This window comes from Pannus brasiliensis CCIBt3594, from assembly GCF_036688125.1.
In the GTDB taxonomy this organism is placed as follows: domain Bacteria; phylum Cyanobacteriota; class Cyanobacteriia; order Cyanobacteriales; family Microcystaceae; genus Pannus; species Pannus brasiliensis.
In genome coordinates this window covers 103644-110158 of the sequence record NZ_JBAFSM010000008.1, presented here as the reverse complement: position 1 = coordinate 110158, position 6515 = coordinate 103644, and the positions used below count along the sequence as shown (strand labels likewise).

Genomic DNA, 6515 nt, shown 5'->3' with positions numbered 1-6515 from the left:
AGGAGTAAGGAGTCAGGAGTCAGGAGTCAGGAGTCAGGAGTCAGGAGTCAGGAGAAATAATCAAAAATTTTATGGCTAAAAGCCGGGAGAAAAAACTATTTATCTGGCTATAATTCCAGCTTTTGAAGTTTGTAGACTCTCGAAAACGAATCGCGCGGGAGGTCTTTTCTCGAAGGAAGAATTCATCGGAAATCGAGACCGGGGGGATAAACCGGCGTTTACCCCGGTTTCGAGAATTCACGCCCCCTCTTTACTCTCCCGCTAAAAGATCAGCCGAAATGGGACATAAGCGTTAACACGCCCAGATCTAGATCTTTACTATCGATCGTTTTCGTCTCGAACAGACCCAGCATATCGCTCAATTGGGGATTGCCGCGCGAGGAACCGGTCACTCCCATCGCGATAATCAGACCGCAGTGGCCCTTGGTACTTTTACAACGTCTGTCCCAGTTGCGTCGCGCGTTTCGGTGGTCGGGATCGTCGTCCTCGAACTCCCCGAAGAGATAGAGATCGCCGTTACCCATTTTCAGGATACCGAGATCGTAGCGGGTATCATCGAAGGGATCTTCGCCCGGATTGAAGCCGATTCCCGCCAATCCGCCCGCCTGTTGAATTTTCTCGATAATCTCCTTCGCTTTCGGGCGGGAGGTTTGAATCATCACCACCGGGAAACCCTCGCCCCCGGTCGCGAACGATCGAGCCTGATGGTAGAGATTCGGTCGTTCCCGGATCTGTTCGAGAAGATGCCAGGGAACCATCCCCAAACTCAGGTGAGCGTTGTCGGGAACGAGATCTTCCTTGAGTGGCGAGCCGTCTTCCCCGTCGTCATCGGGGAAGGAACCCACGCCCGATTCCTCCATCGTTTTCACGAATTCCTCGCGCAATTCCGGCAGGGTGGAGGCGTTCGCGGAAACCGTTTCCCCTTTCGGTCGGGCCGGATCGCTCGGTACGCGGAACCGTTTGTGAAGTTCCGGGATCGGATCTTCCGAGAAAGCGTTTTGATTGCCTTTAAAGAAACGGAGAAGAACGTTGAGGGCGATATACACCACTCTCGCTTCCTCTTCATCGAGATAGGGGCGGATTCCCTCGTAGGGATGCACGCTACCGAAAACCGGGTGAACCAGCGACGGGTGAAAATCGGCGAGATCGTACTCTTCGTCCTCGTCCTCTTCCTCGTCCTCGTCTAACTCGTAGCTCAAAAACCAACAATCCTGGGAGAGAAAAGCCTTTTCCATGCGTTCCATCGACTTTTCCTCGATGGCGGCCTGTCGGAAGCGTTTCAGGGAATCGAGAGAGCGATAGAGGATCACCCCGTACTCGCGGCCGAGCATTCCCATCACACAAGCGTAGAGCGACGGCAGATCCGGGCGATCGATGGCGATTTCCACGATATCGTAATCGGCCATCAGTTCCCAGGGGCCGGCTTTCCAGAGTTCGCGGGCTGTCTGTACGAGGGCGTTTTCCCAGGCTTCGGGGAGGGCGGGAGGACGGTTATTGTGAAATTCCTCGAATCCCCGGAAAAGTTCGTCGATCAGGGGCAGTTCGGGAACGTAATCGATCGCGATCTCGAGATCCTGTAAAACCCCGCGCAGGAAAAACTGGGTCTCGCGATCGCGGACGATGATTTTCTTGGGGCGGGCCGGACGGGCGGGATTCTGGGGCGTTTCGATCGCCCGTAATAGCGTTCTGACCATCGCTTCCGGCCCGGCTTCCGGGGAGACCACATCCATCGCTCGAACGCAAGCCTCCGAGCCATCCACCCAGATCACGCATTCCCCGCCCTCTTCCTCCCGGTCGTTGGTTCTCGACGAGGATAGCGGCCGGCGATCGCCTTCCCAAACACTGGCAATCTGCGGTATTTTTTGAAGGCGGCGTTGGGTCGTCCGAGGGAGAAGATTCATCGAAAACTCTTGAGTTGAAAACCCCGTCTTTCTAGGACGGCTTGACATTCCCGAGGCGGGAAACCGGTTTTTGTTCCCGATAAGGCGAGAACCGGCCAACTCGTTTCAAGTTGTGTCTCCAGACGACCTTCACCTCTCGCGTCGCCCGGATCGGTCTAGACAATCCCCGTCTTTTTTCGATCGGGGTTGGTGAATCCTAACAACTCGCGGATCTGTTCTAAGATTTTAACGCCTTTCCTAGAGTTCATTCCATACAATCCTTCGATCGAGTGATCCGAAGAACCGGGGACGGACGCTCTCCGCTTTTTGCCGGCGATTTCCGTCCGGCGGCGCGTGTTTTCCCGATCGCTTTCGAGCGATTAACCGGCACTCGGGGATAGCGGGAGCGCCCGATAGATAAACCGAAAAGCGGCCCAGGTCCCGACATCGAAAACGGCATTATCGATCGCCCCGGCCGCGGTGTCCGTCGTCACCTCGGTCGCGCTCCGCGTGTCTTCCCACAGGGCGCGGGTCACTTCCAGGGGTTCGCGCAGGGGGAAAAAGGATTCGGAGGTTCCCGCGACCGTCGGCGCGCTATTGAGCGTCACCAGGGTTTTTTCTAAAGGTTTGCGCGAGAGAATGACGTAATGCTCGACGATACCGCTCGGCGCGGTAACTTTCATCGACCCGCCGGAAGAATCGGGAACGATCGTCCGCTCGCCCGGCCCGACGACGAACGGGGTGAATTTTCGCGTCGGAGAGCCTGGATTCTCGTCGTTTTTCCGACAATCGCAAACGATAAGCGGGTGTAACTCGTTATCGATGCCTAAAATCAACCCGTACAGCGGTTCCTCTCCTTGGTTCTCGATCCGGTAGCGAATTTCCGTCCCGATCGACAGTCGCGCCGGGTTCTCGCTCTCCCGGAGGCTCGCCGGCGGACAATCGGCCGTCGCGCCCGCGAAACAGTTTTTCAGCAGTGCCGCCCGGGTATCCTGACGGGCGAGGGGAAGTTTGCCCGCGGTTTCCAACCGGACGACGGCCGCCACCCCGGACGATTCCCCGTTCACTAACAACCGCCATAACTTCCGGGCGAGGAGCGTTTCGAGCAGGGGTTCGAGTCGTTTCACCCCGGACTTGACCGCCTCGTTTCCCGCGCCCAAACTGCCGAGAATTAACGAGCCGTTGGGAGAGAGCAGGCGATAGCTCCCGGATTGCTCGGTTCCGTCCCGACTCAAGAGACAATCGACCTGTCTTTCCCCCGCGTTGATCACCGCGGCCACGGTCGGCAGGGAGGCGAAGGCCCCGATCGCGTCCACCCGCTCGATCCGGCTTAACTCGCTATCTAACGCGACGATTAACCCGATTTTCCCGGAGAATACCCGGCGTTTTTCCCGGAAGATCTGCCCGACGGCGGGGGAATTTCCGGGGGAGAGTAATTTCGCCCGGGCGGTCAATCCCTGCCGCGAGAGAAGGGCGACGGCAATTTCTTCCCCGTCCGCGCCCCGACCGACCAGACGCGAATCGATCCCGTAGTTTTCCAACACCTCTAGAGGTAAACCGGTCAGCGTCAGTTCGATCGCGCGATCGTCGATGAGACGGGTTAAAATCGCCTCGCCCCCTATTGACTTTTCGGGCGGAATGTGATAAAGAAGCTCGCTTTTTCCCCCGTTAGTGAAGAGCGGTTCCCGGCCGGCTCCCATCAGACTCTCGATCGACTCGCCGACACGTTTGAGGACGATCGCGGTCGCGGGGGCGGGAATCGCCGTCCAGAGAGCGCGGGTGAGAGAGTAGGTAAACAGTCCCGCGCTCCAACCGTTGCCGCCGATTTCCACGGCGATCCCGTCTTTTCCGGTCGCGGTAACGAGAACGCCGGAAAAAAGGGAATTTTTCGGTTGATAACGTTGTTTTATGTCTTCTTGCAGGGTGAATTCGGCTAGATCGAGGGGACGGTTCCCGCCGGGGTAGGAGCGCGAGCGGAGATTGCCGACCTCGGTTGTTTCGGACGGGGCGAAACCGGTATCGAGAACGAGGGTCGATCGCTCGGTCGGGAGACAACGGGCGAGTAGTAATAGGCTATCTAATAAAATCGGGTTATCCGGCCCGTCGAAGGGGATCAGACAGTCCCGCGGGGGAGCCGAACCGACCCGAGCGCCGCGCCCGCTGAAGTGAAAGACCACCACATCCTCGGGTTTCGCCCGATCGATCAGGTGTTCTCGAAAGGCGGTCTCGATCGCTTGCCGGGTCGCGTTTTCCCCGGTTAACGTCAGGATATCTTCGGGGAGGAAACCGAAACGATACTGGAGGAGGAGTTTTTGCAGTTCCACGTCGGTCGCGCAACCTTCGAGATCGAGGAGCTCCGAACCGTATCGATCGATCCCCACCAATAACGCTAACTTGCGCGGGGCGGGCGTGGCGAGAACCCGAAGATGGCGATCGAGGGTCAGAGAACTGACCCCCAGGGCGAACAGGCTCATTCCCGTTCCCCGTAAGAATTCCCGCCGCGTGACTTTCATGATCCGATTTCCGGCCAAACTAATTATCGGGTAAGCGAGAGAGCCGGCGATCGAAAATTTAAGCGAGAAAACAGAATAACCTGACCGGAACCGGCGAATGATTCTTTATTTTCTCTCCTGTCTCCCGATTACCGGCTCCTATCTCCTCTCTCTACAAGAAATGCCGATTCCCGCGAGAGATTTACGCGTTCTGCATCGCGCGGATGAGTTCCGCCGCTACCTCGGGACGGGAGAACTCGGGGGGCGGCAATTCCCCTTTCCGCAGGAGTTCCCGCACTTTCGTCCCGGACAGGTGAATTCTCTCCTCCGGCAGACTGGGGCTAGTTTTCGTCGTCGCCATGCCCCCGGTACGGGTGCAGTAGAACGCGTGTTCAAACTTCATCGGCACGATTCCCAGCGCGACGGGATCGAACTCGTCGAAAATATACTGCGCGTCGTAGGTTCCGTAATAGTCGCCGACTCCCGCGTGATCGCGGCCGACGATAAAATGGGTACAACCGTAGTTTTTCCGGACGATGGCGTGGAAAATCGCCTCGCGCGGGCCCGCGTAACGCATGGCGGAGGGATTGATCGCCATGATCACCCGATCGGTCGGGAAATATTTATCGAGCATGATCTCGTAACAGCGCATCCGCACGTCCGCGGGTACGTCGTCACTCTTGGTCGCGCCGACGAGGGGATGCAGGAACAGCCCATCGACGATCTCTAGCGCGCATTTTTGAATGTATTCGTGGGCGCGGTGGATCGGGTTGCGGGTTTGGAAACCGACGATCGTGTGCCAGCCTTTTTCGGCGAACAGTTTTCTCGATTCGGCGGGATCGATCTGGTATTTGGGAAACTGGGGATGGGGATCGCGTTGGAGTAACCATACGGGTCCGGCGAGGTTGATCGCGCCCTGTTCGTAGACGACTTTCACACCGGGATGTTTTTGATCGTCGGTACGGTAGACATTAACGGCCTCGTGAGCCTTGTTGTAGCGATATTTTTGGGTGAGTTCGAGAACGCCGATGAAATTCCCCTCGCTATCGTCGAGGCGTACCCAGCTACCTTCTTTGAGGGGTTCCGCCACTTCTTCCGAGACGGAAAGGGTGACGGGGATCGACCAGGGTAAACCGTTGGTCAGGTGCATATCCTCGACCACTTTCTCGTAGTCGTCCTGTTCCATGAAGCCTTTCAGGGGACTGAAACCGCCGATCGCTATCATGACGAGATCGGAGGTGGCCCGTTCGTCCAGGGTGACTCGGGGCAGTTTGTCCGCCTGTTCTAGAAATTCTTGTCGCTCCGCGGGGGTAGCGATACGATTAATAAGTTGTCCGCCGTGCGGCGCGATTCCCTCGGTAGGTACGGTCATAAAAATTTCTTTACATTGTCAGGATAATCCTATCAGAAGTTGGGATCGCGGTCCGTCGATCGCCGGTATCTCGATCGACCGATATCTGGTACGCCCGAACCAGATATCGGTGTCGTCTTGATAGAAACGGTATTCTTCAAAGGTTAATCCCTCGGTAGTGGGGAGGATGCCCGTTCGTGCGATAGTTCGGATGTCCTACTTTATCCTTCAGTAGAGTCCGGGATGGGAGAGATCAGGGGCGATCTTTCTCGTTTTCCGGTCTCGATCGAGACGATTTTCGCGGGAAGGTGGAGAGTAATAGGAGAAGTATACCGATATTAATGCAGACATCGGCGACATTAAAAACCGGAAAATTAATCAGCCGGAAATCGAGAAAATCCACTACGAACCCGAAGAGAAAGCGATCGAACCCGTTCCCCAACGCGCCCGCGAGAATAAACCCGTAGGCCATTTGTTCGAGCTTACTTAACCGCGGGCCGAACCACGCTAAAGCCATTAACCCGGCACTAACCAACAGGGATAACCAGCGTAACCAAGCGACCCCGCCGCGAAACGCGCTAAAGGCCGCCCCCGTATTAATCACGTAGGTAATATGAAAGATTCCCGGCAGGATCGGCAAGGTATCGCCCACGGTCTCGAAACTTTTTACCGTCCAATATTTCGTCGCCTGATCCAAGACTAAACCGGTGATCGCGACGATCCAAAACCAACGATTTTTTTGAAACATTAGATTTTAAGGAGTTAGGATACAGGAAGCAGGAGGCGGGAGAA

General features: G+C 56.5%; 4 protein-coding genes. All 4 read right to left on the bottom strand.

All coding sequences use genetic code 11. The features are described 5' to 3' along the window. Window positions 1-269: 269 nt before the first annotated feature. Complete coding sequence (locus V0288_RS05835) at window positions 270-1901, bottom strand: DUF6930 domain-containing protein (RefSeq protein WP_332864101.1); 1632 nt, start codon at window positions 1899-1901, stop codon at window positions 270-272. Between the two features lie 359 nt (window positions 1902-2260). After that, the gene (locus V0288_RS05830; RefSeq protein ID WP_332864100.1) at window positions 2261-4393 is read right to left on the bottom strand and encodes a caspase family protein; all 2133 of its coding nucleotides are present in this window, start codon (window positions 4391-4393) and stop codon (window positions 2261-2263) included. A 181-nt stretch (window positions 4394-4574) separates the two neighbouring features. Continuing rightward, window positions 4575-5744 (bottom strand): sulfate adenylyltransferase, encoded by a 1170-nt coding sequence (gene sat / locus V0288_RS05825; RefSeq protein ID WP_332864099.1) that lies wholly within the window; start codon window positions 5742-5744, stop codon window positions 4575-4577. Window positions 5745-5976: 232 nt separating this feature from the next. After that, complete coding sequence (gene lspA / locus V0288_RS05820) at window positions 5977-6471, bottom strand: signal peptidase II (RefSeq protein ID WP_332864097.1); 495 nt, start codon at window positions 6469-6471, stop codon at window positions 5977-5979. Between the last annotated feature and the right edge of the window lie 44 nt (window positions 6472-6515).

Excerpts from the sequence above, each read along its gene's own strand:
- V0288_RS05830 (WP_332864100.1), bottom strand. The coding sequence starts at position 4,393 with ATGAAAGTCACGCGGCGGGAATTCTTACGGGGAACGGGAATGAGCCTG.
- V0288_RS05835 (WP_332864101.1), bottom strand. The coding sequence starts at position 1,901 with ATGAATCTTCTCCCTCGGACGACCCAACGCCGCCTTCAAAAAATACCG.
- sat (WP_332864099.1), bottom strand. The coding sequence starts at position 5,744 with ATGACCGTACCTACCGAGGGAATCGCGCCGCACGGCGGACAACTTATT.
- lspA (WP_332864097.1), bottom strand. The coding sequence starts at position 6,471 with ATGTTTCAAAAAAATCGTTGGTTTTGGATCGTCGCGATCACCGGTTTA.